The sequence below is a fragment of the Phytopseudomonas straminea genome (assembly GCF_900112645.1).
GTDB classification, from domain to species: Bacteria; Pseudomonadota; Gammaproteobacteria; order Pseudomonadales; family Pseudomonadaceae; genus Aquipseudomonas; species Aquipseudomonas straminea.
Map to the genome: position 1 here is coordinate 292,711 of NZ_FOMO01000003.1, position 25,515 is coordinate 318,225.

23 protein-coding genes are annotated in these 25,515 nt (G+C 62.2%); 10 read left to right on the top strand and 13 right to left on the bottom strand.

Going from position 1 to position 25,515, the window contains the following annotated elements; all coding sequences use genetic code 11:
- Positions 1-24: 24 nt before the first annotated feature.
- From BM279_RS09085 to BM279_RS09140, 13 genes are all read right to left on the bottom strand, one after another.
- Complete coding sequence (locus BM279_RS09085) at positions 25-1,371, bottom strand: UDP-glucose dehydrogenase family protein (protein ID WP_093502998.1); 1,347 nt, start codon at positions 1,369-1,371, stop codon at positions 25-27.
- Positions 1,372-1,423: 52 nt separating this feature from the next.
- Positions 1,424-2,815, bottom strand: a complete 1,392-nt coding sequence (locus BM279_RS09090; protein WP_093503000.1) for an undecaprenyl-phosphate glucose phosphotransferase — start codon at positions 2,813-2,815, stop codon at positions 1,424-1,426.
- Positions 2,812-2,979, bottom strand: a complete 168-nt coding sequence (locus BM279_RS23365; protein ID WP_167363125.1) for a hypothetical protein — start codon at positions 2,977-2,979, stop codon at positions 2,812-2,814. Before BM279_RS23365 ends, BM279_RS09090 begins: the two co-directional genes overlap by 4 nt.
- Positions 2,980-3,050: 71 nt before the next feature.
- Positions 3,051-3,776, bottom strand: coding sequence for a tyrosine-protein phosphatase (locus tag BM279_RS09095; protein WP_093503002.1), 726 nt, complete (start codon positions 3,774-3,776; stop codon positions 3,051-3,053).
- 42 nt (positions 3,777-3,818) lie between these two features.
- Positions 3,819-6,050, bottom strand: coding sequence for a GumC family protein (locus tag BM279_RS09100; RefSeq protein WP_093503004.1), 2,232 nt, complete (start codon positions 6,048-6,050; stop codon positions 3,819-3,821).
- A gap of 2 nt (positions 6,051-6,052) precedes the next feature.
- Positions 6,053-6,592, bottom strand: coding sequence for a polysaccharide biosynthesis/export family protein (locus tag BM279_RS09105; RefSeq protein ID WP_027909509.1), 540 nt, complete (start codon positions 6,590-6,592; stop codon positions 6,053-6,055).
- 133 nt (positions 6,593-6,725) lie between these two features.
- Positions 6,726-7,883, bottom strand: coding sequence for an outer membrane beta-barrel protein (locus BM279_RS09110; RefSeq protein ID WP_093503006.1), 1,158 nt, complete (start codon positions 7,881-7,883; stop codon positions 6,726-6,728).
- An 898-nt stretch (positions 7,884-8,781) separates the two neighbouring features.
- Entirely contained in the window at positions 8,782-9,753 is a 972-nt protein-coding gene (locus tag BM279_RS09115) for a D-2-hydroxyacid dehydrogenase family protein (protein ID WP_093503008.1), read from the bottom strand.
- 52 nt (positions 9,754-9,805) lie between these two features.
- On the bottom strand, positions 9,806-11,320 hold the full coding sequence (locus tag BM279_RS09120) for a tripartite tricarboxylate transporter permease (protein WP_093503010.1): 1,515 nt from the start codon (positions 11,318-11,320) through the stop codon (positions 9,806-9,808).
- A 4-nt stretch (positions 11,321-11,324) separates the two neighbouring features.
- The gene (locus BM279_RS09125; protein ID WP_093503012.1) at positions 11,325-11,780 is read right to left on the bottom strand and encodes a tripartite tricarboxylate transporter TctB family protein; all 456 of its coding nucleotides are present in this window, start codon (positions 11,778-11,780) and stop codon (positions 11,325-11,327) included.
- A gap of 102 nt (positions 11,781-11,882) precedes the next feature.
- Positions 11,883-12,863 (bottom strand): Bug family tripartite tricarboxylate transporter substrate binding protein, encoded by a 981-nt coding sequence (locus BM279_RS09130; protein WP_093503014.1) that lies wholly within the window; start codon positions 12,861-12,863, stop codon positions 11,883-11,885.
- 45 nt (positions 12,864-12,908) lie between these two features.
- Positions 12,909-14,174: an OprD family porin gene (locus BM279_RS09135; RefSeq protein WP_093503016.1), complete on the bottom strand. Its 1,266-nt coding sequence runs from the start codon at positions 14,172-14,174 to the stop codon at positions 12,909-12,911.
- Positions 14,175-14,209: 35 nt separating this feature from the next.
- Positions 14,210-15,295, bottom strand: coding sequence for a 4-oxalomesaconate tautomerase (locus BM279_RS09140; protein ID WP_093503018.1), 1,086 nt, complete (start codon positions 15,293-15,295; stop codon positions 14,210-14,212).
- Between the two features lie 212 nt (positions 15,296-15,507).
- Here BM279_RS09140 and BM279_RS09145 point away from each other — a divergent pair, with 212 nt between their 5' ends.
- From BM279_RS09145 to BM279_RS09190, 10 genes are all read left to right on the top strand, one after another.
- Positions 15,508-16,428 carry a LysR family transcriptional regulator gene (locus tag BM279_RS09145; RefSeq protein WP_013790809.1) on the top strand — a complete coding sequence of 307 codons (921 nt, stop codon included), beginning with the start codon at positions 15,508-15,510 and terminating at the stop codon, positions 16,426-16,428.
- 422 nt (positions 16,429-16,850) lie between these two features.
- The gene (locus BM279_RS09150; protein ID WP_093503020.1) at positions 16,851-17,933 is read left to right on the top strand and encodes a 4-oxalomesaconate tautomerase; all 1,083 of its coding nucleotides are present in this window, start codon (positions 16,851-16,853) and stop codon (positions 17,931-17,933) included.
- A gap of 60 nt (positions 17,934-17,993) precedes the next feature.
- A complete protein-coding gene (locus BM279_RS09155) occupies positions 17,994-19,310 on the top strand; it encodes a dicarboxylate/amino acid:cation symporter (RefSeq protein WP_093503022.1) in 1,317 nt (438 codons plus the stop codon).
- Between the two features lie 66 nt (positions 19,311-19,376).
- Positions 19,377-20,699, top strand: coding sequence for a CitMHS family transporter (locus BM279_RS09160; RefSeq protein ID WP_341864799.1), 1,323 nt, complete (start codon positions 19,377-19,379; stop codon positions 20,697-20,699).
- A 138-nt stretch (positions 20,700-20,837) separates the two neighbouring features.
- Entirely contained in the window at positions 20,838-21,149 is a 312-nt protein-coding gene (locus tag BM279_RS09165; protein WP_093503026.1) for a YgaP-like transmembrane domain, read from the top strand.
- 69 nt (positions 21,150-21,218) lie between these two features.
- Positions 21,219-21,545 carry a thioredoxin family protein gene (locus tag BM279_RS09170; protein WP_093503028.1) on the top strand — a complete coding sequence of 109 codons (327 nt, stop codon included), beginning with the start codon at positions 21,219-21,221 and terminating at the stop codon, positions 21,543-21,545.
- A gap of 70 nt (positions 21,546-21,615) precedes the next feature.
- Positions 21,616-22,053: a phosphotransferase system, HPr-related protein gene (locus BM279_RS09175; RefSeq protein ID WP_093503030.1), complete on the top strand. Its 438-nt coding sequence runs from the start codon at positions 21,616-21,618 to the stop codon at positions 22,051-22,053.
- Between the two features lie 127 nt (positions 22,054-22,180).
- Positions 22,181-22,567: a MerR family transcriptional regulator gene (locus BM279_RS09180; RefSeq protein WP_208604530.1), complete on the top strand. Its 387-nt coding sequence runs from the start codon at positions 22,181-22,183 to the stop codon at positions 22,565-22,567.
- A 58-nt stretch (positions 22,568-22,625) separates the two neighbouring features.
- The gene (locus BM279_RS09185) at positions 22,626-23,807 is read left to right on the top strand and encodes an isovaleryl-CoA dehydrogenase (protein WP_093503034.1); all 1,182 of its coding nucleotides are present in this window, start codon (positions 22,626-22,628) and stop codon (positions 23,805-23,807) included.
- An 83-nt stretch (positions 23,808-23,890) separates the two neighbouring features.
- Positions 23,891-25,498 (top strand): carboxyl transferase domain-containing protein, encoded by a 1,608-nt coding sequence (locus BM279_RS09190; protein ID WP_093503036.1) that lies wholly within the window; start codon positions 23,891-23,893, stop codon positions 25,496-25,498.
- Positions 25,499-25,515 lie beyond the last annotated feature (17 nt).

The following is a 25,515-nucleotide window of genomic DNA, read 5'->3' on the forward strand; positions in this document are numbered from 1 at the left end:
GATGACGTCCATGTCAGCGTTGGCTCAGCCGTTCACTTGTTTACGGCCAATGCCGTAATAGTCGAAGCCTTCGCGGTTCACCTGGCCGAGGTCGTACTGGTTACGGCCATCGATGATCACCGGCTGCTTGAGCAGCTTCTTCAGTGCCTTGAAGTCTGGGCGGCGGAACGGCTTCCACTCGGTGACCAACACCAGGGCGTCGGCATCGATGGCGGCTTCGTACTGACCGTCGACGATCTGCAGGCGACCTTCGTTGAACCAGTGCTCCGGGAACTCGCGGGCGGCGGTTTCGCGGGCGATCGGGTCGAAGGCTTTGACCTTGGCGCCGGCGTTGATCAGGCTGTTGATCAGCACCACGCTGGGGGCTTCACGCATGTCGTCGGTACCCGGCTTGAACGCCAGGCCCCAGACGGCGAAGGTGCGGCCCTTGAGGTCGCCTTCGAAGTGGGCGGCCAGCTTGTTGAACAGCGACTGCTTCTGCTGATCGTTACGCGCTTCGACGGCCTGCAGCAGCTTGGGCTCGAAGTCGTTCTGGTGAGCGATGCTGATCAGCGCCTTGACGTCTTTCGGGAAGCACGAGCCGCCGTAGCCGCAGCCGGCGTAGATGAAGTGGTAGCCGATACGCTGGTCCGAGCCGATGCCCAGGCGCACGTTCTCGATGTCTACGTCGAGGCGGTCGCAGAGGCTGGCGATCTCGTTCATGAAGGAAATCTTGGTGGCCAGCATGGCGTTGGCGGCGTACTTGGTCATTTCCGCATCGCGCACGCCCATGAACTTGATGCGCGGGTTGTTGCGAATGAAGGGGGCGTACAGCTCGCTCATCACCTGACGAGCGCGCTCGCTGTCGGTGCCGACGATGATGCGGTCCGGGTGCATGAAGTCGTCGACCGCGGCGCCTTCCTTGAGAAATTCCGGGTTGGAGACCACGTCGAAGCTGATGGTCTTGCCGCGCAGTTCGAGCTGCTCGAGGATCTCGGCACGAACCAGGTCGGCGGTGCCCACCGGTACGGTGGACTTGTTGATCACGGTGGTGTGGCGGGTCATCAGGCTGCCGACCTGACGGGCGACTTCCAAGACGTAACGCAGGTCGGCCGAGCCATCTTCACCGGGCGGAGTGCCGACCGCGATGAAGATGATGTCCGACTGCTCCATCGCTTCGGTCAGCTGGGTGGTGAACAGCAGGCGACCGGCCGCGAAGTTCTCTTCCACCACAGTTTCCAGACCCGGCTCGTAAATCGGCAGGATGCCTTTCTTGAGGTTCTCGATCTTTTTCGGATCGACATCCACGCAGACAACCGTGTTGCCCATCTCGGCGATACAGGCACCGGTGACGAGGCCGACGTAGCCGGTTCCAACGACAGTGATATTCATGGATAAACTTTCCTTGAGTTAACGTTAATCGTTACTGCGCCAAACGGGCGCATTAGTAAATGTCGCGCGAGAAAAGGGTGAAGGGCGTCTTCACCAGGATCTTGATGTCCAGCCACAGGGACCAGTTGTTGATGTAATCCAGGTCCTTCTCCACGCGTTGCTGCATCTTTTCCAGGGTTTCGGTTTCACCGCGGTGACCGGTCACCTGGGCCAGGCCGGTGATGCCGGGTTTGAGGCGATGACGGGCCATGTAGGCGAGGATCTTGTCACTGTAGTAGTTGTTGTGCGCCACGGCATGGGGGCGCGGGCCAACCAGGGACATCTCGCCACGCAGCACGTTGATCAGCTGCGGCAGCTCGTCAATCGAGGTGCGGCGCAGGAAGCGGCCGACCGGGGTGATGCGCGGGTCTTCGCGGGTCGCCTGCTTGACGGCCTTGTCGTCGTGCATGCGCATGGAGCGGAATTTCCACACCAGGATCACGCCGCCGTTCCAGCCGTGGCGCGGCTGCAGGAAGAACACCGGGCCAGGCGAGGAGAGCTTCACGGCGATGGCCGCGATGATGAACACCGGGCTCAGGGCCAGCAGCGCCAGGAGGGCCAGGGTGCGATCCATCAGCTCTTTGCTGAATACCGCAGCCGGGTGCGAGCTGATTGGGCTTTCGTTGAGGTAGATGGCCGGCAACTGCTCGATCTGCGAGATCGACTGGTTGAGCAGCGGCATGCTGCCGAAGTCCGGTACCCATACTACGTCGACGCTCATGTCCAGCAGGTCGATGTAAAGCTTCTCGATGTGCGAGATCTCGTCCAGGGTCAGCGCGATGTACACGCGGCGCACGCCGTGTTGCTCGGTGACGTCACGCAGCTCCTTGAGCTTGCCGAGAATCGGGAAGCGGCCGTCCTGGGTGTGGGCGTCGTCGCTGGAGGCGATCAGGCCGACCAGGGGCACGCGGTTGTTGGCGGTCAGGCGCTCGGCCAGCTCATGAGCTTTCTCGCCCGAGCCGATGATCAGCGAAACGCGCTCGTTGCGCAGCTTCTGCGAGTGCAGACGAGCGAAGTAGCGCAGCGGAATGAAGGCGATGGCCTGAGCGAGGAAGCCCAGCAGCGCCCACTCGCGCATGATCTCGAAGGAGAAGCGATCCAGGCTCTGGCTGAAGTAGGCAATGAACAACAGGCCCGCCAGTAGGGTTAGCCAGCCAGCCAACAGGTGAGCCAGGCCGGTCAGGTAGCCGAAGCGCTTGTGGTAGACGCGCAGCATGCCGTACGCCGGTACTGAGCCGAGCACGGTGAGGACGATCAGCAGGCGATATTCGGTGGGCACGTCGCCGTAGCGCTGAACGACCAGGTAGCAGAGCAGCATGCTGACCAGAGTAATGGCGCAGGTCCATTGACCCCAGAACGTGAGTCCCCTGCGGTTCTCGGCAGGATTGATCCGTTTGGAAATCATTTGCGGCGATCCTCGTGCAAATCTTCGATGAAGTAAGTGGCCTCCGGAAAACGCACGAGAGGCGACATGTCCTTGGTTGCAGCGGTGGTGGGCGTGCCCAGGGTCTCGCGGCGCATCAGCGCCTGCTGAAAGGGTTGCGCCCTGAAACTGATCTCTCGACGCATGGTTTTCCAACCTCCAACAAATACGAATCCTGCGGCCTGAACCGACAGGCACGCGTTTATCAGGCAGTCAACTAAGCGAAATGCTGGTGTGCGATGCGCCAAGGCGTGTCGATGACCAGACGTTCGGCCTCTCTCTCGCCCAGGATCCGGGCGGCTTGCAGGAGACCTTCTTGTAATAGGGGAGGGCGGTGATCCAGGTTGTGGGCATCAGTCGCCATAATGCTGACCACACGATTGCTCAGCAGTTCGTGAGCCAGGTGCATTGCACGTTCGCCAAAACGACCAGCGGCAGAGGCAGCCGTCACCTGCAACAGGCAGCCCTGCTCGATAAACGGCTTGAGCTTGCTCGGCATGTTCATGAGCGCTTTGTTGCGCTCCGGGTGGGCGATGAGTGGTACCACGCCGTTGTCCAGCAGCCATTGAGTGAGGCGTTCGGCGCCGAATGGCATTTCCCCGTGAGGAAACTCCAGCAGCAGCACTTTCCTGCCTTCCCACTGACCGAGGAACGGGATACTGCCATCCAGCACTCGGGTCATCAGCTCGCCGCAGAAACGCACCTCAGCCGCGGCACTGACCTTGAGGTCGATGTCGGCCTTTTCCAGCGCCGCATTGAAGCGGCTGCAGGTTTCGGCGATGTTGCGGCTGTCGTTGTCGTAGCGGCCGATGTGGATGTGCGGCGTGCACACCACGTGGCTGATGCCGTTGGCGACCGCCATGCGGGCCATGTCCAGCGCGGTCGGCAGGTCTGCCGGGCCGTCGTCGATGCCCGGCAGCAGGTGATTGTGCAGATCGATCATCGGGCACCTCCTGCTGTCATGCGCTGGTTGTTCATGGCGTTGTCAGGCCTTGCCTTCGCTGTAGCCGTACTGGTCGTAGTAGCCGCCGTATTCGCCGGAGCGAGCGGCTTTTTCCACGTCCACCTGGTTGAGCACCACGCCCATCACCGAGGCACCGCTCTGCAGCAGGTGACCAACCCCACGCTGAGCCATCGGGATTGGCGTGCCGTCGGCCTTGACCACGTAGATCACCGCATCGGCGAAGGTGGACAGCAGCACGGCATCGCTCACGGCCTGGCTAGGCGGCGAATCGATGATGATGTGGTCGTAACGCTCCTTGATCATGTCCAGGAACTTGGCGAAGCGCGGCGAGGCCAGCAGCTCCAGCGGGTTTGGCGGCACGGCACCGGCTGGCAGCATGTCCAGGTTGGTGCCCATGTTGTGAATGCACTCTTCGACCTTGGCGCTGCCGGTGATCAGGTTGGCCAGGCCAGGGGTGCCGACCGGGAAGTCGAAGCTCTTGGCCAGGGTCGGACGGCGCAGGTCGGCGTCGATCAGCAATACGCGTTGCAGCTGGCTGAGGGCGAACGCCATGTTGGCCACCAGGGTGCTCTTGCCTTCGCCCGGCGACGAGGAGGTGACCACCAGAACCTTCTGCGAACGGTTGCTGTCGGCCAGCATCAGGCTGGTGCGAATGGTACGGATCGACTCGCAGAAGCGTGGATCCTCGCCGTGCTCGAACAGGTGCGCGGCGGTGTACTTGGCGTTGTTGGAAATCAGCGGAACGATGCCCAGTACCGGCAGGTTCAGCTTGTTCTCCACGTCCTCGACGCCCTTGAAGGTGTTGCTCAGGATGTCGCGCACGATGGCCAAGGCCACAGCGAATACCAAGGCCAGACCTGCAGCCAGTACGATCAGCAGTTTCTGGTTCGGCGCTGCTGGGGTCAGCGGGGCAACGGCCTTGTCGATGATGCGTGCGTTGCTGGAGTTGACGTCCTGAGTCGCTGCGGTTTCGCGCAGGCGGGTCATGAAGGTCTCATACAACGAGCGGTTGCTTTCCACATCGCGGGTCAGCTCACGCACCTTGAATTCCTTGCGCGAGATGTCCTGAATCTGCTCCTTGTTCTTGTCGAACGAGGCATTCAGAGAGTTCTCGTTGGCCACGGCCAACTGGTAGTTGCGCTCGATGCTGGCCACTACCTGCTCAACCTGAGCACGCAGGCTGGCGGTCGCGGCGCTGAGGTCGGACTTGGCGGCGAGCATGGCCGGGTGACGGTCACCGTAGCGACGCGACAGCTCCTCGACCTTGGCGCGGGCGCGGGCCTCTTCGGACTTGAACTGTTGGATCAGCGGGTTGCCCAGTACGGCCGGCACACTGGCCAGGCGGCGCCAGTCGCCGCTGCCCATGGACTGCACCTGACGATACTGGCTCTCGGCCTCGGCACGCTGGCGACGGGCGTCGATCATGCGGTCACCGGTCAGCGACAGTTCGTTGTTGCTGATGGTCTGCACGCCGTTGACGTCGACTAGGCCTTCGGCTTCGCGGAAGGCCTGCAGACGGTTCTCGGCTTCCTGCAGCGAGGTGCGCAGCTCGTTGAGGCGGGTGTTCATCCAGGTGGTGGCCTGCAGCGACATTTCCATCTGCGCATCGAGCTGGCTGTCGATGTAGTTGCTGGCGATGGAGTTGGCGATGGCGGCGGAGGTCAGGCGATCAGGCAGGTCGACGGAAATGTTGACCAGCTGGCTCTTGCCCTCGACCCAGACGTTGGTGCGGTCCATCAGGTTCTTGACCACGATGTCCATCAGCTCGGCTTCGGTCATCGGCTCGGACGGCTCTGGCGCGTCCACCAGGCCGGTGTATGACAGCACGCTCTGGATGCCATTGGTGATGGCGCTGAAGTTGATCAGCGGTTGCGGCTGCTGGCGCGGATCGAAGTCCGGGTGCTCGGTGAGGTTGAGCTCACGCACCACCTTCTCGGCAACCACGCGGCTCTTGACCAGGCCCAGTTGGGTCTGCAGGTATTCGTTGACGGCACCAGTGGTGTCGGTCACCTGCTGGAAGGAAACCAGCTGGGTGCCTTTGGTTTCGATCATCACCGATGCCACTGCGCGGTAGATCGGCGTCATGCGGGACACGGCGATGGCGGTGATCAGGGTGACCACCACGACGAACAGGATGATGGCCCACTTGCGCGACCATACGGCATTCCAGATGCGTCGCAGGTCAATGTAATCGCTATCTGCTTCCGAGGGCGAAGGCTGCCACTGTCGGATCGTTCGTGCAGGACTGTTCATATTCAGAAGAACCCTTGATCGATGGTGATGGTGTCACCCGGCTTGACGAGGGTGTCGAGCGTGGCTTTTTCTTCGGCGCGGCTTTCGCCGTTACCGCGTGAGATGGTGATGCGCTTGGTCGATGCCCGCTCGGTCAGACCGCCGGCCAGTGCGATGGCACGGTCCAGGGTCAGGCCGGGTTGATAGGGATAGCCGCCCGGCGACTTCACTTCGCCGCTGATGTAAAACTCGCGGTAGGTGGTAACGGCGACCGAGACGCGCGGATCGACCAGGTAGCCATCGGCCTTCAGGCGTTCGGTGAGGATGCGTTCGATGTCTGCCGCGGTCTTGTCCTTGGCATCGACCGTCCCCAGGAAGGGGTAGGAGAAGTTGCCGGCGTCGTTGAGGCGGATTTCCTCGAACGACAGATCCGGTTCACCGAAGACGCTGATCTTGATCACGTCGCCAGAGCTCAGCCGATACTGCGGGTTTGCCTGTGCGCCTGCTGCGAATGCGAGCATCAGCAGCAGCGAGAAGGCTTTGAACAGATGGTGGACTGACATCCGCATACTCCTTGATGGTTACTTGAATACCAGGCGCTGGAAAAAGAGCGCCCGCCGCTCGCCTGCAAGGACAAACGGGAAAGGGTTGATAAGGGTGGTGACGCCAGCGTCACCCTGTTGAGGAGCCCGGGTGTTAGAGGCTCAAGCTCAACGACAGCTGATAGATGTCCCGGTCGTAGGATTTCTCCCGCACGCTCGAATCGTTGTCGGTGTGGCGGTAACCCAGCGATACATCAGCCCAGCGCAGCGGGGAGTAGGTCAACTCCAAGCCGTAGCCAGTACGGTCGTCCTTGCGGTCGGTTGCCTTGTAGTCGCGTACGGAGTAGCGATAGAACAGATCCGAGCGGATGAAGGCCGACCATTCGTGCTCCCAACCCAGGCGTGTGGTGGTGTCCTGAACGGTACTGGCACCATCTTCGCCTTCGTCGAAAGAACGACGCGTGTCGAGTTTGACGATGGAGTAGGTGCGCGGTTCCCACTTCAAACCAACTTCCCACATGGGGCTGGTGTAATCCTCGCGGCTGCTGCTGTCGAAATTCTTGCGCTGGGCGCCCAGGCGCACGGTGCCGGAGGTCTTGGCGGTGGCATCCCAGGTGGCGCCGAACAGCAGGGCGTCGTCGGTGCTGTCGCGGTCGCTCTCACTGAGCACGTATTGGTTGATGGTATGGCGCACCTCTACCAGGGAGCGGGTGCTGCCACCCAGACGGTGGTACCAGACGGAGTTCAAGGTGGTGCTGTCGCGGTCCTGGTCGTCGTTCAGACCGCCGCTGTTGCGATAGCGGATTGACTCGTAGTTGACGCCGAAGTCGATCTGGTTGAGCCCGGTCTGGGTACCGTAGGTGTAGACGGCACCGGCCACGCCGCGGTCGTACTTGTCGTTTTCGTCCCTGTCGGGGTCTCGCACGTCGGTGGTTTCCTCGACGCGGTGATAGCCCAGGTTCCAGCGCAAGCGGTTGCGCGAGTTGAATTCCATGATGCTGCGAAAACGCAGGTGCTGATCGGTGTGGCTGGCCTTGTCGTCGGAATGGTAGTTCTGGTCGTCGATTTCGTACTCGAGCTGGTAGCCGGTGTTGCGCGTCTCGGCGCTGAGCAGGAATTTCGGGTTGATGCTGGTCACCCAGGAGGATCGGGCCTTGTTCAGGCCGCGGTAGTTGCTGTCGTAGCTTTCGCCGACGTTGAGGGTTGGCGTGAACTCGAACCCAGCCAGGTCGATATGTTGTGGGTCTGTTGCCCAACTGGCTGTAGACAGCGAACCTGCAAGTGAAGCCGTCAGTATCTTGGTGAGTTTCATGGTGCCAAATCCCTTCCCGGGGTCTGTTGCTGATGGGGAAGGCCGGTCGACATTGCGGTGAGGCGCTCTGAGAAGTGTGTCTCAGTCACCTATCGCATTGACTTGCGGCCATTTTTCATGAGTCATTGGTTGTCGGCTCTCGTAAGAAGTTCCCCGGCGGCCCCCAAACTCCTGGCCCTTGGCTTTACAAAAAAAACCTGAACTTTTCCGTGCGTGTTCTTGGCGCACTCGAGGCAGATGCGCTGCATCGTAGTGCGACCGGCAAGCCATAATTCAATAATTTAGCGTGAAAGTTGCTCCTTCTCAGGCACTTGGTTTTTCAGTCAACCTGCTGTTACTGACGCCCGGACATTAAAGTCATTGCATGACAGTCAGATTAAATTGTGACCTGCATATATATTCTCAGCAATGTTCGTGCCGGCGCGGTATTGATTTGAAGTGTCGAGCTTATATATGAAAGGGAAGCGCCAAGAGACATGGCAATTTTGCCGCTGAGTTTTCGGTGTATACGGCATTGGCGTATCAGTGGAGGGGCGCTCTAGAGGCGCAGAAGCCTGGCCGCCAGGGCCGGCAGCCTCGTGCCCTCAAGCTGAATGATTTTGGCTGACGCTAAGCTGGCCGAGTAGTTCGAAAGCGCGGGGAGTAGCAATATCAAATCAATGTTACTTGCTGGCATTGCAATATTGCGTGTGGGTTCACTGGTGCATTACCCGACCTATATATAAAGAGGGGTATCAAGTTGCTGGCCCACTGCCATATCTGCCGCTGAGCGATGCGGCAATACGACAGCACAAGTTGTTGGTTGCCGTTTATATAAAGAGGCCATCGGCAGGCCGCCAGGTATGAATAGCCTGCCGGCGGGGGAAACAACGCGCCGCCTGGCGCGTTGTCATCAGCGTCAGCGTCGCGTACGGACTTGCGGGTTGGCCAGTACGCAGTCTTCACCCGCGAAGAAGGCGCGGACGTTGGCGAAAGCATCGCCGAAGTACAGCTCATAACCCTCACGCTCCACATAGCCCAGGTGCGGTGTGCACAGCACGCCAGGGTGTCGCAGCAGGGGATGGTCGGGGTCGTTCAGTGGTTCCTGCTCGAAGACATCCAGCGCGGCGAAACCGGGTCGGCCCTTGTTCAAGGCCTCGAGCAGCGCGCCTGGTGCGATCAGCTCGGCGCGGCTGGTATTGACCAGTAGCGCGCTGGGTTTCATCAGCGCCAAGTCGGCGGCGGTGACCAGATGGCGGGTGGCCGCAGCCAGGCGTAGGTGCAGGCTGATCACATCGGCGCTGGCGAAAAAGGCTTCGCGCGACGGGGTGGCCTGGTGGCCGTCGGCAACGGCTGCTTGCCGCGAGGTTTCGCTGCCCCATACCAATACCGGCATTTCGAAAGCCTGGGCGTAACGAGCCAGGCGCTGGCCGATCTTGCCGTAACCCCAGATGCCCAGGGTTTGCCCGGCGAGGCGCTGTCCCATATTGACCTGCCATTGGCCGGCGTACATCGCCTGCATGGCCGGGATCAGCTGGCGCCGCGCGTTGATGATCAGCGCCCAGGTCAGTTCTGCCGGCGCAATCGGCGAGCCGCGACCTTCCATCACCGCCACGCCATGGCGGGTACAGGCTTCGACATCCAGGTGGTTGGAGACCTTGCCGGTCTGGCTGATTAGCTTGAGGTTCGGCAGGCGCGCCAGCAGCGCTTCATCTATACGGGTGCGTTCGCGGGTCAGCACCAGGGCATCGGCGTCGGCGAAGCGCTCGACGAGTACCTGCACATCGTCCACGGCGTCGTGGTAAAGGCTGACCCGGTGATCGGCCAGGGTAGGGAAGCAGTCGAGGGTGCGGATGACGTTCTGGTAATCATCGGGAATGACGATATGCATGGCGGCTCCAAAAACGGTTCAGGCTCCCTGAGGAGCCTGATTCGATGAGGTATCAGCTGGCGCTCTGCAGTGTCGCCGTCTTGCGACGGGCCCGCCATATACGCCAGATGGGCAAGGCTATCATCATAGCCACCAGCGCCCATACGGCCAGGCTGATCGAGCTGCTCCACAGGATGCTCAGGTCGCCGTTGGACAGCGACAGGGCGCGGCGCAGGTTCTGCTCCATCAGACCACCGAGGATGAAGCCCAGCAAAATCGCCGACAACGGGAAGTCCATCTTGCGCAGGATGTAACCGGCGACGCCGATGCCGATCATCAGGTACAGGTCGAACGCGGTGGCGTGCACGGCATAGACGCCGATCGAGGTGATGATGGCGATGGCCGGCACCAGAGCCCAGTAAGGCACGGCGAGGATCTTGGTGAAGATCTTGATCATCGGCACGTTCATCACGATGAGCATGATGTTGGCCACGAACAGCGAGGCGATCAGGCCCCAGACGATATCCGGCTGGTTCTGGAACAGCAGCGGGCCCGGGGTGATGTTGTACAGCGTCAGGGCGCCGAGCATTACCGCGGTGGTACCGGAGCCGGGCACGCCCAAGGTCAGCATCGGCACCAGAGAGCCACAGGCCGAGGCGCTGTTGGCGGTTTCCGGGGCGGCCAGGCCGCGCAGGTCGCCGTCACCGAACCTGTTGTCCTTGTGCGCCAGGCGCTTTTCGCTCATGTAGGCCACGGCGCTGGCCAGGGTCGCACCGGCGCCCGGCAGGATGCCCAGGCCGAAGCCGACCGCTCCGCTGCGCAGGTTGGTGGCCAGCACCGACAGACCTTCCTTGAGGTTGAACAGCATGCGGCCCTTGGCTTCGATGGCCTTCTGCCCATGGTGGGTGCGTTCGAGCAGTACGAGGATCTCGCTGACCGAGAACAGACCCAGTACCAGCACCACGAACTGGATGCCGTCGGCCAGGCCCAGGCTGCCGAAGGTGAAGCGGTACACGCCACTGTTGGAGTCGATGCCCACGCACGACAGCAGCAGGCCGATGCAGCAGGCAATGGCGGTCTTCATCGGCTTGTTGCCGGCCATCCCGGCCAGGCAAGTGATGGCGAACACCATCAGCACGAAGTATTCGGCCGGCCCGAAGGCCACCGCCCATTTGGCCAGCAACGGTGCGAACAGCACCACGCCGCAGGTGGCCATCAGGCCGCCGACGAACGAGCTCCAGGCGGAGATCGACAGGGCCACACCGGCTTTGCCCTGACGGGCCAGTGGGTAGCCGTCCAGAGTGGTCATCACCGCCGAGGCTTCACCGGGGATGTTCAGCAGGATCGAGGAAATACGACCGCCGTATTCGCAGCCCAGGTACACGGCGGCGAGCAGGATCAGCGCGGTTTCTGGCGGCAGGCCGAGGGCAAAGGCGATCGGGATCAGCAGCGCCACGCCATTGATCGGACCCAGGCCCGGCAGCAGGCCGACGATGGTGCCGATCAGGGTGCCGCACAGGGCGGTGAACAGGTTGTAGGGGCTCAGGGCAACGCCGAAGCCCTGACCCAGGTAGCTGAAAGTATCCATGCGGTCAGAACTCCAGGCTGGAAAGCAGGCCGAGTGGCAGCGGTACGTCGAGGGCCTTGTCGAACAGCAGGTACAGACCCACTGTGAGCAGCACGCCGGAGGTCAGGCTGGCTTTCCAGCTGCCTTCGTACAGACGGGCCATGGCGATGGCGAAAACGGTGCTGGCGACGATGAAACCCGCCAGCTCGAACAGCGCCGCGTAGATGGTCAAGGCGACGATGCACAGCACGATCTTGCGGATCACGTGACGATCCAGCGCCGGCTCGGTGCCTTCTGCGCTGGCGTGCGACGGCTTGACCAGCAGGTAGATGGCGCCCAGGGCGATCATCACCAACAGCAGCAGCGGAAAGGCTCGCGGGCCCACTGGCTCATAGGAGAAGGGCGCGTGGTAACTCCAGGCGGCCAGCGACAGGCCAAGGCAAAGCAGCAGGCTGACGCCTGCAAAAATGCGGTCTTGCATGGGGAGGCTCCATAGGGATCTTGCTCCATGGGCAGAGCCGGGCGGCTCTGCCGCATGCACCTTCGAGACGCTGCTACGGCAGTACGAAGGTGCCCGGAGGGCTTACTCGACCAGCCCGAACTCGCGGCCCAGCTCGCGGTACTCGGCGACCTGCTTCTTGACCAGCGCCTGCAGCTCCGGCCCATTCACGTACATCGGCAGCACGTCGCGGTCGACCATGTAGCGCTCGAACTCGGGCGAGGATTCCAGCTTGGCGAACGACTCACGCCACCACTGCACCTGCTCCTGGGGTACATCCGGGCCGAGGAAGTAGCCACGGATCAGCGGCCACTGGATCTCGTAGCCCTGCTCGCGAGCGGTCGGAATCTCGGCCAGATCGCCCGGCAGGCGCTCTTCGCTGAATACCGCCAGGGTGCGGATGTTGTTGCCTTTCTGCGAAGCGATTTCGCTGGCGCTGCCAGTGACCAGATCGACGTGCTTGCCCATCAGCGCCATGTAGTGCTCCGAGCCGCCTTCGAAGGCGGCGTAGCGCAGTTCGCTCGGGTTGATGCCGGCGGCCTTGGCGAGCAGGGCAATCTTCATCCAGCCCTGGCCGCCGATGCTGCCACCGCCGCCGACGACGATGCTTTTCGGATCTTTCTTGAGCGCCTTGACCACGTCGTCGAGGTTCTTGTACGGCGAGTCGTCGCGTACCGCCAGGGTGCCGTAGTCGGTGCCGATGGTGGTCAGCCACTGCACTTCGTTCTCGTCGAAGCGGCCGTATTTGCCCAGTGCCAGGTTCAGCAGCGAAGCGCCGGAGAAGGCCACCAGCGTGCCGGGATCATTGCGCCGGTTGGCGACGATCGCGTTGTAGGCCACGGCGCCGATACCGCCTGGCATGTAGGTCACGCGCATCGGCGTTTTGAGAATCTTGTTGTCCTTCAAGCCGGCCTGGGCCAGTTTGCAGGTCAGGTCGAAGCCGCCGCCCGGTTTGCTCGGGGCGATGCACTCGGGGCGGTTGGGCTGGTCGGCGTTGGCCTGCAGGCTGGTTATCAGCAAGGCACCGGCGAGGGGTAGAAGAAGGCAATTTTTCAGCAGTTTCATCGGGTTTTTACCTGTATTGGAGTTGTTTGCAGGTGGTTCGCCGGATCACCAGATCGGCAGGACGTAGCTCAGAATCAGGCGGTTCTCATCCATTCCACGGGGGGCGAAATTGTTGCGGTACACCGCATTGCGCCACGTAACCTTAAGGTTCTTCAGCGCGCCCTCGCTGAACGCATAGGCAAGGTCGGTGTTGCGTTCCCATTCCTTGCCATTGCTGCCGTCGGCCAGGTCGATGCCGCTGCCGCGCACATAGCGGGTCATGAAGGTCAGGCCGGGGATGCCCACCTTGCTGAAGTCGTAGTCGTAACGAACCTGCCAGGAGCGTTCGTCGGGCCCGGCGAAGTCGTTGAGCTGCAGGAAGTTGGTCAGATACGGCGTGGCGCCGTTGACGTAGGTGAAGCCTTCGTCACCGCGCATCTGCTGATAACCAACGCCCAGGGCATGGCCGGCCAAGCTGTAGGTGAACATCGCGTTGTACACCTGGTTGTCGATGTCACCGGCACGCGCCTGGCCGCTTTCGCTGTTGTTGAAGTAGCGCAGGTCGGCTTTCAGCTTGCCCGGGCCAAGCGCCAGGGTGTGCTGCAGGCCGAGGAAGTGCTGGCGGTAGATGTCGGTGAGCTGGCCCTGGTGGTAGCTCAGCTGAGTGTTGGGTGTCAGTGCGTAATCGAGGCCGACGAAACGCAGGTGGTCGCTGCTCGGGCTGCCGCCGAACCGGCCATTCTTGTTGTTCAGTGTCAGGTCGGCGGAGCCCGAAACGTCGCGCTGCACCACGCGGGAGATCTGCCCGAAGGAGGCGGTCAGGCGCTCGATGTCCTTGCTCTGCACCTGCCAGCCTTCGAAGGTCTGGGGCAGCAGGCGGCTGTTGCTGAACTGTAGCGTCGGCATTTTCGGCAGCAGAGTGCCGGCCTTCAGCACGCTGTCGGCGACGCGTACCTTGGCGGTCACGCCGAGCTTGCTGTAGTCGTCTTCAGGTCGCCCTTTGCTGTCGCTTGGCAGCAGCGCGGTGCCGGTACGGTCAGGCGAGGAGTCGAGCTTGACGCCGAGCATGGCCAGGGCGTCGAGGCCGAAGCCGACGGTGCCGCTGGTGTAACCCGATTCCATGTTGAGGATGAAACCCTGGGCCCATTCTTCGCGCTTGTTCTGCCCGCGCCCCTCACGGAAGTCGCGGTTGAGGTAGAAGTTGCGCAGCTCCAGGTTGGCCTTGCTGTCTTCGAAGAAGCCTTCGGCCAGCGCATCGCTGACGGCCAGGGGCAGGCTGGCGAGAACGGCAGCAGGGGCTACCGAGACGTAAAACAGATTCTTCCTTGTCATTATTATTTACTCGTTGGGTGAAGCGATCGTTGGCGTTAATTCTTGTTAGGGGTGCCTCTGCTGGTCTGCGGCACATACACGTCACCGGCGAACAGGCGGCGCGCGGTGCGAATCAGTGAGGCCTGCATGCTCTGCGGCTGAGCGTCTTCACCAGGGGCCAGCGACACTTCGATCTCGCCGCCCGGGTGCTCCAGGCGCACCAGCGCGGCGCCGGTAATCGGCGCGATGTCGAAGGCCACGCTGCCGGGCAGGGCGCAGGCGCTGGCCAGGCCGATGGCGCCGGTGGCAGCGATCGAGCGGTGGCAGTTGTGGGGCATGAAGTAGCGGACCGACAGGGTGCCGCCCTTGCGCGGCGCCGCGAGCAGCACCGGCTTGGGAATCACCATCTGGCTGACGTCGCCCAGCCCCATGGCGATACCGGCCTGCAGGCGAATGCGCTCCAGACGCTCGAGCAGTTCGCTGTCGGCATCCAGTTCGGCCGGGGTTTCGTAGCCGGTCTTGCCTAGGGCTTCGGCATGCAGCAGCACCATCGGCATGGCCATGTCGATGCAGGTGGCGTCGATGCCGTCGAACTGGTCGCGCACCTTGCCTGTGGGTAGCAACTGGCCGGTCTTGGCGCCCGCGGCGTCGAGGAAGGTCAGTTTGATCGGCGCGGCGCTGCCGGGCACGCCGTCGATGCTGGTGTCGCCTTCGTAGCGCACCTTGCCCCTGGGCGTCTGCACTTCGGAGTCGACGAGCGTATTGGTATTGAGGTTGCGGATGCGCACGCGGGTGACCGGCGCGCTGGCGTTGACCAGGCCGTGTTCGATGGCGAAAGGACCGACGGCGCACAGCATATTGCCGCAGTTGGGTGCGGTGTCGACGCGGCGCTGGTTGACCATGACCTGCACGAACAGGTAATCGACATCGGCGTCAGGATGGCTGGAGGTGCTGACGATAGCGACCTTGCTGGTCTGCGGGCTGCCGCCGCCAATACCGTCGATTTCCAGCTCGTGTCCGGAGCCCATGACGTTGAGGAGCAACTCGTCTCGTGCGGCAATATCGGTGGGCAGGTGATTGGCCAGAAAAACCGGGCCGCGAGAGGTACCGCCGCGCATCAGCACGCAGGGGATGGCTTGCATGATGTCTCCAGTGCAATAAAGCTGATTATTGTTGCTTTCCTTAAATGGTGGTGATCGGGTTTTGTTTTGTAAATTGCATATATTTTTTATATTGATTGATTATTTGCATTAATGCGTCTGTAGTACGCTCGGATTGGGCGCGAGGCTCCGAATGTTGTTTAATGCACTAATCTGCGCTGAAAAATAAAAATATGGATTGATAGGTTTTTTGCATGAATTACGAACTTCAGGACCTGCGCGCTTTCGTCAAGATCGCCGAGTTCGGCAATTTTCACGAGGCGGCCAACGCCATTCACCTTTCGCAGCCGGCCCTTACCCGACGCATGCAGAAGCTCGAGGAGGGGCTTGGCACCCAGCTGCTCGATCGCACCACACGGCGGGTCAGCCTCACGGCGGTGGGGCGGGATTTCCTACCCAAGGCGCGGCGTCTGCTGGACGATTTCGAGCGCTCGATTCTCGGCATTCGCGAGCTGGCCGAGCGCCAGTCCGGGCAGGTGACGCTGGCGTGCATCCCGACGGCGGCGTTCTACTTTCTGCCCACGGTGATCCGCGAGTTCAACCGCCAGTATCCAAAGATCCGCATCCGTATTCTTGACCTCAGCGCCCATGAGGGCCTGGAAGCGGTGCTGCGCGGCGAGGCGGATTTCGGCATCAACATGCTCAGCGGCCAACACGCCGAGATCGACTTCACGCCGCTGGTCAACGAGCCGTTCGTGCTCGCCTGCCGGCGCGATCATCCGCTGGCCGAACAGCCGCAAGTGGCCTGGCGCGAGCTAAGCGATTACCGGCTGATCGGTGTTGGCCGGCTGAGCGGCAACCGCGTGCTGCTCGATCACGGTCTGGCTCATCTGGACTGGCGCCCCAGCTGGTTCTACGAGGTCCAGCACTTGTCCACCTCCTTGGGCATGGTCGAGGCGGGACTGGGCATTGCCGCCATGCCGAGTCTGGCGATGCCGGTCGAGGACCACCCAATCCTGGTACAGCGCCCGCTGGTCGATCCGGTGATCAGCCGCACCCTGGGTCTGGTGCGTCGCCATGGTTCTTCGCTGTCGCCAGCCGCCGAGCAGTTCGTCGAGACTCTGCTCAAGCAATGGCCTGGCTATACCGCCCTCGGAGCCGACAAGCCCACCTGAATGCGCTTGGATAAAGCCATTTCGGCCGCGCCCGGCGACGAAATGGCCTTGGAGTTAACAAAACGCCGCATCTCGCGGCGTTTTTTTTGAGCGAAATCCTGCCGATTTTGTGGTCGAAGCCAGCTCGCCGACCTTCGGCTTGGCTTATTTCCGAGGTGATCTTCCGTCTGAAAACAGCATTGATCTTTTCAGGGCTTTGCTAAAAGTTATCAGCTTATACCGACATATTGCTGCTGATTTTCCTGTTTATTCGCCATTTTTTATGAGCGTAGCGGCTTCTTCACTCAATCTTCTCAGGCAATTAGTGATGCGTTGCGCGCATCAAAATCTCCAATATTTGCATTTGATGGAATTGTTAGGGCGTGTGACTCTTTTGCTCAAGGCATCAATCGGCCTGATTGATCAGTATAAGAGAGAAAGTCATGCGAATCCCCTGTGTGCTCATGCGCGGAGGTACCTCCAAAGGACCGGTTTTCCTGGCAAGCGACCTGCCTGAGTCGATTGACGAGCGAAACGAAGTGCTGCTGTCGGTCATGGGGGCGGGGCATGAACTCGAGATAGACGGCATCGGCGGCGGCAGCCCGCAGACCAGCAAGGTGGCCATCGTCAGCCCGTCCAGCCATCCGGATGCGGATGTCGACTACCTGTTCGTGCAGGTCATGGTGTCCCAGCGTCGTGTGGATACCGCGCCGAACTGCGGCAACATGCTGTGCGCCGTTGGCCCGTTCGCTATCGAGCAGGGTCTGGTCAAGGCCGGCCCGGCAACCACCGAAGTGCGTATTCGCAATCTCAACACCGGCACCTTCGTCTGCTCGAAAGTGCAGACCCCAGGCGGCGTGGTCACCTACGCGGGCAATACCCGCATCGACGGCGTACCGGGCGTTGCCGCGCCCATCGAGCTGACCTTCCTGGATGCGGCGGGTAGCAAGACCGGCAAGCTGTTCCCCACCGGCAACACCCGCGACGTATTCGATGGCGTAGAGACCACCTGCATCGACATGGCCATGCCCATGGTGCTGGTGCATGCTGAAACTCTGGGCAAGACTGGCCAGGAATCGCCGGCCGAGCTGGACGCCGACAAGGCGTTTCTCGCTCGCCTCGAATCGATCCGCCTGCAGGCGGGCCTGGCCATGGGCCTGGGCGATGTCAGCGAAAAAGTCATTCCGAAGCCGGTCCTGCTGGCGCCTGCTTCGGCAGGCGGCACCATTCAGGTCCGTTACTTCATGCCTCACAACTGTCATCGCGCCCTGGCGATCACCGGCTCGATCGGCCTGGCGACTGCCTGCGTCAGCCCGAATACCGTGGCGGCTGACCTGCTGGGGCTCGATGACAATGCAGAGCGCCTGAGCCACGTACGCATCGAGCACCCCAGCGGGTCGATCGAAGTCGCCTTGGCGTACGTGGGTGAAAATGGCCAGACGATCCGCGCCTCCGTAGTGCGTACCGCCCGCCGGCTGTTTTCCGGAGAAGTACACGCCCCGGAAGGGCAACGTCTGGCCGGCTGAATCGCCGGCCGGCACGAAAATTTGCGCATCCGAACAATTTCTATAAATGGGTGATGCCTGATGAAACTCGTCAGATCCTTGTATTTCCAGATCCTCTGCGCCGTGCTGCTGGGCGTGATTGTCGGCCACTTTTGGGCGCAGCAAGCCACTGCACTCAAGCCGCTGGGTGATGCCTTCATCAAGCTGGTGAAAATGATGATCGCGCCGGTGGTGTTCTGCACCATCGTCACCGGTATTGCCGGCATGACCGAGAAGAGCACGCTGGGTCGCCTGATGGGCAAGACCCTGGGCCTGTTCCTCGTCCTGACGGTGGTCAGCCTGCTGATCGGCCTCTGTGCTGTATACCTGTTCCAGCCGGGCGTCGGCATGAACGTCGATCCCAGCAAGCTGAGCACCGAAGGCCTGTCCCAGTTCACCGCTTCGGCCGCCAAGCTCGGCGTGGTCGAGTTCTTCATGCACATCATCCCCAACACCTTCATGGGCGCGTTCGCCGAAGGTGAGGTGCTGCCGGTGCTGTTTATCGCCGTGCTGTCGGGCTTCGCCTTGTCGTCGATCGGCGAAGCGGGCAAGCCGGTGCTCGATGTGCTCGAAGCCGCTTCGAAGATGGTCTTCAAGATCTTTTCCTACCTGATGCGCTTCGCGCCCATCGGCGCGTTCGGGGCCATCGCCTTCACCGTCGGCCAGTACGGCATCACTTCGCTGGGCTCCCTGGCCAAGCTGATCATGACGCTGTACATCGCTTGCGCGTTCTTCGTCTTCGTGGTGCTTGGCGGCCTGTGCCGGATGTACGGCTTCAGCCTGTGGAAGCTGCTGCGCTATTTCCGCGAAGAATTCCTAGTGGTGCTCGGCACCTCGTCGACCGAGCCGGTGCTGCCGCGCATGCTGGAAAAGCTCCAGGCGCTCGGTTGCCGCAAATCGGTGGTCGGTCTGGTGCTGCCAACCGGTTACTCGTTCAACCTCGACGGTACCGCCATCTACCTGTCGCTGGCCGCGGTGTTCATCGCCCAGGCCTGCAACATCGACCTGTCGCTGACCCAGGTCGTCACCATGCTGGCCGTCATGCTGCTGTCCTCCAAGGGCGCTGCCGGCGTGACTGGCAGCGGTTTCGTGGCGCTGGCTTCGACCTTGTCGGTGATGCACGACCTGCCGCTGGCTGGCCTGGCGCTGCTGATCGGTATCGACCGTTTCATGTCCGAGGCCCGTGCGCTGACCAGCCTGGCCAGCAACGCGGTAGCCACCGTGGTGGTGTCGCTCTCCGAAAACGCCTGTGACCGCCGTACGCTGCACGCCGTGCTCGACGAGCGTCCCCAGCCACCTAGCGGCGAGCAGCAGCCCGGCTGGCAGGCGGTTGCTCATTCGGAGTCGCCACTGAAGTAACGCGCCCTGCAACATTCTGCCGCGCCGGTCGTACCGGCGCGGCATCCGCTGTACGTCTCAATAACAATACAAGAGAGAATTCAGATGCTCGCTCTACTCGGGTTGGCGATGGTGGTCGTGTTCACCTACATGATCATGTCTAAGCGCATGTCGCCCATCGTGGCACTCACCTTCATCCCCATTGTCTTCGCCATTGCCGGCGGCTTCGGCGACTCCACCGGCAAGATGATCCTCGACGGCCTGAAGATGGTCGCGCCGTCGGCAGCGTTGCTGCTGTTCGCGATCCTGTTCTTCGGCCTGATGATCGACACCGGTCTGTTCGATCCGCTGATCCGGGTGATCCTCCACAAGGTCAACGGCGACCCGGTGAAGATCGCGGTCGGTACCGCGCTGCTGTCGCTGACCGTGGCCCTGGACGGCGACGGCACCACCACCTACATGATCACCTGCGCGGCGATGTTGCCCTTGTACCGGCGCATCGGCATGAACCCGATGATTCTCGCCACGGTATCGATGCTTTCGTTGAGCATCATGAGCGGCATGACACCGTGGGGCGGCCCGGCCACCCGGGCCATCGCCGCCTTGGGCCTGGACGCCTCCGACTACTTCATCCCGCTGCTGCCGACCATGGCGGCTGGTGCCGCGTGCGTGGTGCTGATCGCCTACATGCTGGGTCGCAAGGAGCGTGCACGCATCGGCAACACGGAGCTGCAGACCGGCGGTGGAGAGTGTTATATCAAGGAAATCCTCGGCGACCAGCCCTACAAGCGCCCGCGCTTCGTGTGGATCAACCTGCTGCTGGTGGTCGCGGTGATGACCGCTCTGGTGATGGGCCTGGCCCACGCCGCGGTACTGTTCCTGGTCGGTTTCGTGATCGCCCTGATGATCAACTACCCGCAACTCGACATCCAGAAAGAGCGCATCCTGTCCCACGCCGGCAATGCCATGACCGTGGTGCTGCTGGTGTTCGCCGCCGGTGTATTCGCCGGCATCTTCTCGGGCACCAAGATGGTCGATGCGCTGGCCCAGAGCATCGTCGACATGATTCCGCCATCTTGGGGGCACCTGTTCCCGCTGGTGGTGGCAATCACCAGCATGCCGCTGACCTTCGTGTTGTCCAACGACGCCTACTACTTTGGCGTGGTGCCGATTCTGGCCAAGGCCGCCGCTGCCTATGGCATCAGCCCGCTGGAGATCGCCCGTGCGTCGATCCTCGGCCAGCCGGTGCACCTGATGAGCCCACTGGTGGCGTCCACCCTATTGCTGGTCGGCATGGTCGACAAGGACATCGGCGACTTCCAGAAGTCCACCGTCAAGTGGGCGGTGTTGCTGTCCCTGGCCATCACCTTCGTGGCGGTAATCACCGGGGCCATTTCCTTTCTGGTCTGATCGACTGGCGCTGTACGCGACGGCTGCCTATGGGCAGCCGTTTTCGTTCATAACCGCTCATCCGCCTGTCGGCGGAGGCGAACGTCGGATCGCTTTGATCAGTCGGTTGCATATCCATCACCGACCGGAGCGAACGCGATGTCCATATCTGATAAACACGGCAGCAGTAACGTACAGGCCTGGGAACGTGCGCTTTCCATCGGCAGCGGCATTGTCATGGCCCGTGGCGGCCTCAAGCGTGGCGGCGTGCTCGGCCTGGTGCGTGCGGCCTTTGGTGGCATGCTGGTGGCCCGCGGCCTGAGCGGTCACTGCCGGCTCAAGAGCATCATGGAAGACGCTCGCTCGATGCGCCCCGAAGTGGACCGCATCACTGATACCGTGAGCCGCCTGGAAGGCGAGATCGCCGACAAGGTCAAGCCAGTCGCCAAGAAGCTCAGCGACGGCGTTTGATACGCTGCAATTCTCGATCGCCCCGCCTGCACGGGGCGGTTTCGTTTCTGCCATCGGCAAGGAGGTTTCATGAGCAATTCCTATAACGCCACAGCCCCCACACCTGCCGAGGTGCAGGCGATGCCTGGCATGACCCTGCTCGAGTTCGGCACCGACTGGTGCGGCCACTGCCAGGCTGCCCAGCCCCTGATCGCCAAGGTGCTGGCGGATTACCCGGAAGTGCAGCACCTGAAAATCGAGGACGGCAGCGGGCGCCCGCTGGGCCGCTCGTTGCGCGTCAAGCTGTGGCCGACCCTGGTGCTGCTGCGCGACGGCGTGGAGGTCACTCGCCTGGTACGGCCGACCAATGTCAGTGTGATCGAAGAGGCGCTCGAGCAGCTGGTCGGCGAGGGGTGAGCTCGTCACTTTCCCTGAATTTTCCCGCTGTGGGGCGAGTCCACCAGATAGACCCACAGTGGAGACCATCATGAGTACATCCAAGCAATCTGCCACGCCCCAAGAGATCGACGACATGGAGGATCGCATGGGCTCGATCGAGCAGCTCGACTTCAGCGATCGTCAGGACGAGCGCGAGGGACGTATTGGTGACCGTCGCCCGGCCGATGAAGTGCAGCACGAATATCCGGACGAACGCGTCCGCGAAGCCGGGCAGAGCGGCGGCGAAACCCTGGGCGAAGGCCGCCACGAAGATGGCGTTAGCCAGGATGACCTAAGCCCGGAAACCCTGATCGACGATACCGGCGCCCGCTCGCCACGTGAGCATGGCGATGACATGCCGGCCGACCGCGATCTGAGCGTGGTAAGCGAAGGCGATATAGGCGCCGGGGAAGGCCTCGATGAAGAAGAAATGGCGCGCCGCCGCCCTCTCGATGGCGTGCCGTGGGACGGCAAGCCGCAGCCTTGAGCAATCAAAGGCATGGCCGCAATGGCCGTGCCTTTTTCGTTTCAGTCAGGCGGTTACCGATTGATTTGACAGCCTTGCAATTGCAAGCTTACGTTTACGTAAAGGTAATTTTTACTGGCTACCCATCATGAGCGTTTCCTACAGCATCTCCGATCTCGCCCAGGAGCTGGGTGTCACCACCCGCACCATTCGCTTCTATGAAGAACAGGGCATGCTGGCGCCCGAGCGGCGTGGCCAGGAACGCATCTACAGTGCTCGGGATAGGGTCACGCTGATGCTGATCCTGCGCGGCAAGCGCATCGGTTTTTCCCTGGCCGAGTGCAAGGAGCTGATCGACCTCTACGACCCGGCCGGCGGCAATCGCAAGCAGCTCGACCACTTTCTGGAAAAGATCGCCGAGCGCCGCGAGCATCTGGCGCGTCAGCTGCTCGACATCCAGCAGATGCAACGCGAACTCGACACCGCCGAGCAGCGTTGCCTGAGCGCCCTGAAGGATATTCCCGCAACCGCCTGAACTACCGATCACTGACCGTTTGACGCTTCCTACAACTACAACAAAGGAGAGTCGTTACATGAGCACCCTGCCAGGCCTGAATTTCTTCCTCGGTGAGGAAATCGACATGCTGCGCGACGCGGTTGCCGGCTTCGCCGCCAAGGAAATCGCCCCGCGCGCTGCCGAAGCCGACCGCACCGACCAGTTCCCCATGGATCTATGGCGCAAGTTCGGCGACATGGGTCTGCTTGGTCTGACCGTCAGTGAGGAATATGGTGGCGCTGGCATGGGTTACCTCGCGCACATGGTCGCCATGGAGGAAATCTCCCGCGCGGCCGGCGGCATCGGGCTGTCTTACGGCGCCCATTCCAACCTCTGCGTGAACCAGATCAACCGCAACGGCAGCGACGAGCAGAAGCGCCGCTTCCTGCCAAAGCTGATCAGTGGCGACCATATCGGCGCCCTGGCCATGAGCGAGCCAAACGCCGGCTCCGACGTGGTGTCGATGAAGCTGCGCGCTGACCGCAAGGGCGATCATTACGTGTTCAACGGCAGCAAGATGTGGATCACCAATGGCCCGGACTGCGACGTGCTGGTGGTCTACGCCAAGACCGATCTGGCCGCCGGCGCCAAGGGCATGACCGCCTTCATTGTCGAGAAGGGCAGCCAGGGTTTTTCGGTGGCGCAGAAGCTCGACAAGCTCGGCATGCGCGGCTCGCACACCGGCGAGTTGGTGTTTCAGGACGTCGAGGTGCCGGCCGAAAACGTGCTGGGCGGCGTTGGCGAAGGCGCGCGGGTGCTGATGAGCGGCCTGGATTACGAGCGTGCCGTGCTTTCCGGCGGGCCGTTGGGGCTGATGCAGGCCGCCATGGATGTGGTGGTGCCCTATGTTCACGACCGTAAGCAGTTCGGCCAGAGCATCGGCGAATTCCAGCTCATTCAGGGCAAGCTGGCCGATATGTACACCACTCAGCAGGCTTGTCGCGCTTACCTGTACGCCGTCGGCAAGCAGCTCGATGCGCTCGGTAGCGAGCATGTGCGCCAGGTTCGCAAGGACTGCGCCGGGGTGATTCTCTACGCCGCTGAAAAGGCCACCTGGCTGGCCGGCGAGGCGATCCAGATTCTCGGCGGCAACGGCTACATCAACGAGTTTCCGGTCGGCCGCCTGTGGCGTGACGCCAAGCTCTATGAGATCGGCGCCGGCACCAGCGAGATCCGCCGCATGCTGATCGGCCGCGAGCTGTTCAACGAAACGGCTTGATCGCAGCCCCTCGTTTTCCTGTTACCGGACACCTTTAAAAACGCAGGTGGTTTTTAAAGGTGGACGTCAGTCGGAGCCGCACCATGGCAACACTGCACACGCAATTGAATACCCGTTCGCCTGAGTACGCTGCCAACCGCGACGCGATGCTTGCCCAGGTCGAAGAGCTACGCACCTTGCTGGCCCACACCCGCCAGGGCGGTGGCGCCAAGTCTCAGGAACGGCACACCGCAAAGGGCAAGCTGCTGCCGCGCGAGCGCATCGACCGGCTGCTCGACCCCGGCTCGCCATTTCTGGAGATCGGCGCGTTGGCCGCTTATCAGGTGTATGACGAGGAGGTCGCCGCCGCCGGGGTGATCGCCGGCATCGGCCGCATCGAAGGTGTCGAGTGCATGGTCATTGCCAACGACGCCACGGTGAAGGGCGGCAGCTATTACCCGCTGACCGTCAAGAAGCACCTGCGTGCCCAGGCCATCGCCCTGGAAAACCGTCTGCCGTGCATTTATCTGGTGGACTCCGGCGGCGCCAACCTGCCGCGCCAGGATGAGGTGTTCCCGGATCGCGAGCACTTCGGGCGGATCTTCTTCAACCAGGCCAACATGAGTGCCCAGGGTATCGCCCAGATCGCCGTGGTGATGGGCTCGTGCACCGCCGGCGGCGCTTACGTGCCGGCGATGAGCGACGAAACCATCATGGTGCGCGAACAGGCGACCATCTTTCTCGCTGGCCCGCCGCTGGTGAAGGCCGCCACCGGTGAGGTGGTCAGCGCCGAGGAACTGGGCGGCGCCGATGTGCATTGCAAGACCAGCGGCGTGGCCGATCATTACGCCGAGAACGACGAACACGCGCTGGCCCTGGCGCGGCGCTGCGTGGCCAACCTCAACTGGCGCAAGCTCGGCCAGTTGCAGGTGCAAACGCCGGCAGCGCCGCGTCATGCCGCTGATGAGCTGTATGGGGTGATTCCCGCCGACGCCAAGCAGCCGTTCGACGTGCGCGAAGTGATCGCGCGGATCGTCGACGACTCGCAGTTCGACGAATTCAAGGCGTTGTTCGGCACCACCCTGGTGTGCGGCTTCGCCCATCTGCACGGCTACCCGATCGCCATCCTGGCCAACAACGGCATCCTGTTCGCCGAGGCCGCGCAGAAGGGCGCGCACTTCATCGAGCTGGCCTGTCAGCGCGGCATTCCGTTGCTGTTCCTGCAGAACATCACCGGCTTCATGGTCGGCAGGAAATACGAGGAGGGCGGCATCGCCAAGCACGGCGCCAAACTGGTCACCGCGGTGGCCTGCGCCCGGGTGCCGAAGTTCACGGTGATCATCGGCGGCAGCTTCGGTGCCGGTAACTACGGCATGTGCGGCCGTGCCTACGACCCACGCTTCCTGTGGATGTGGCCCAACGCGCGGATCGGCGTGATGGGCGCCCAGCAGGCCGCCGGCGTGCTGGTGCAGGTCAAGCACGAGCAGGCGCAGCGCGCCGGCCAGGTGTTTTCCGCCGAAGACGAGCAGCGCCTCAAACAGCCCATCGTCGAACAGTACGAACGCCAGGCCCATGCCTTCTATTCCAGTGCACGGCTGTGGGACGACGGCGTGATCGACCCGGCGCAAACCCGCGACGTACTGGCCCTGGCGATTTCCGCCAGCCTCAATGCGCCCATCGAGCCGACGCGCTTCGGCGTGTTCCGCATGTAGCCCGGCCGAGGATCGAG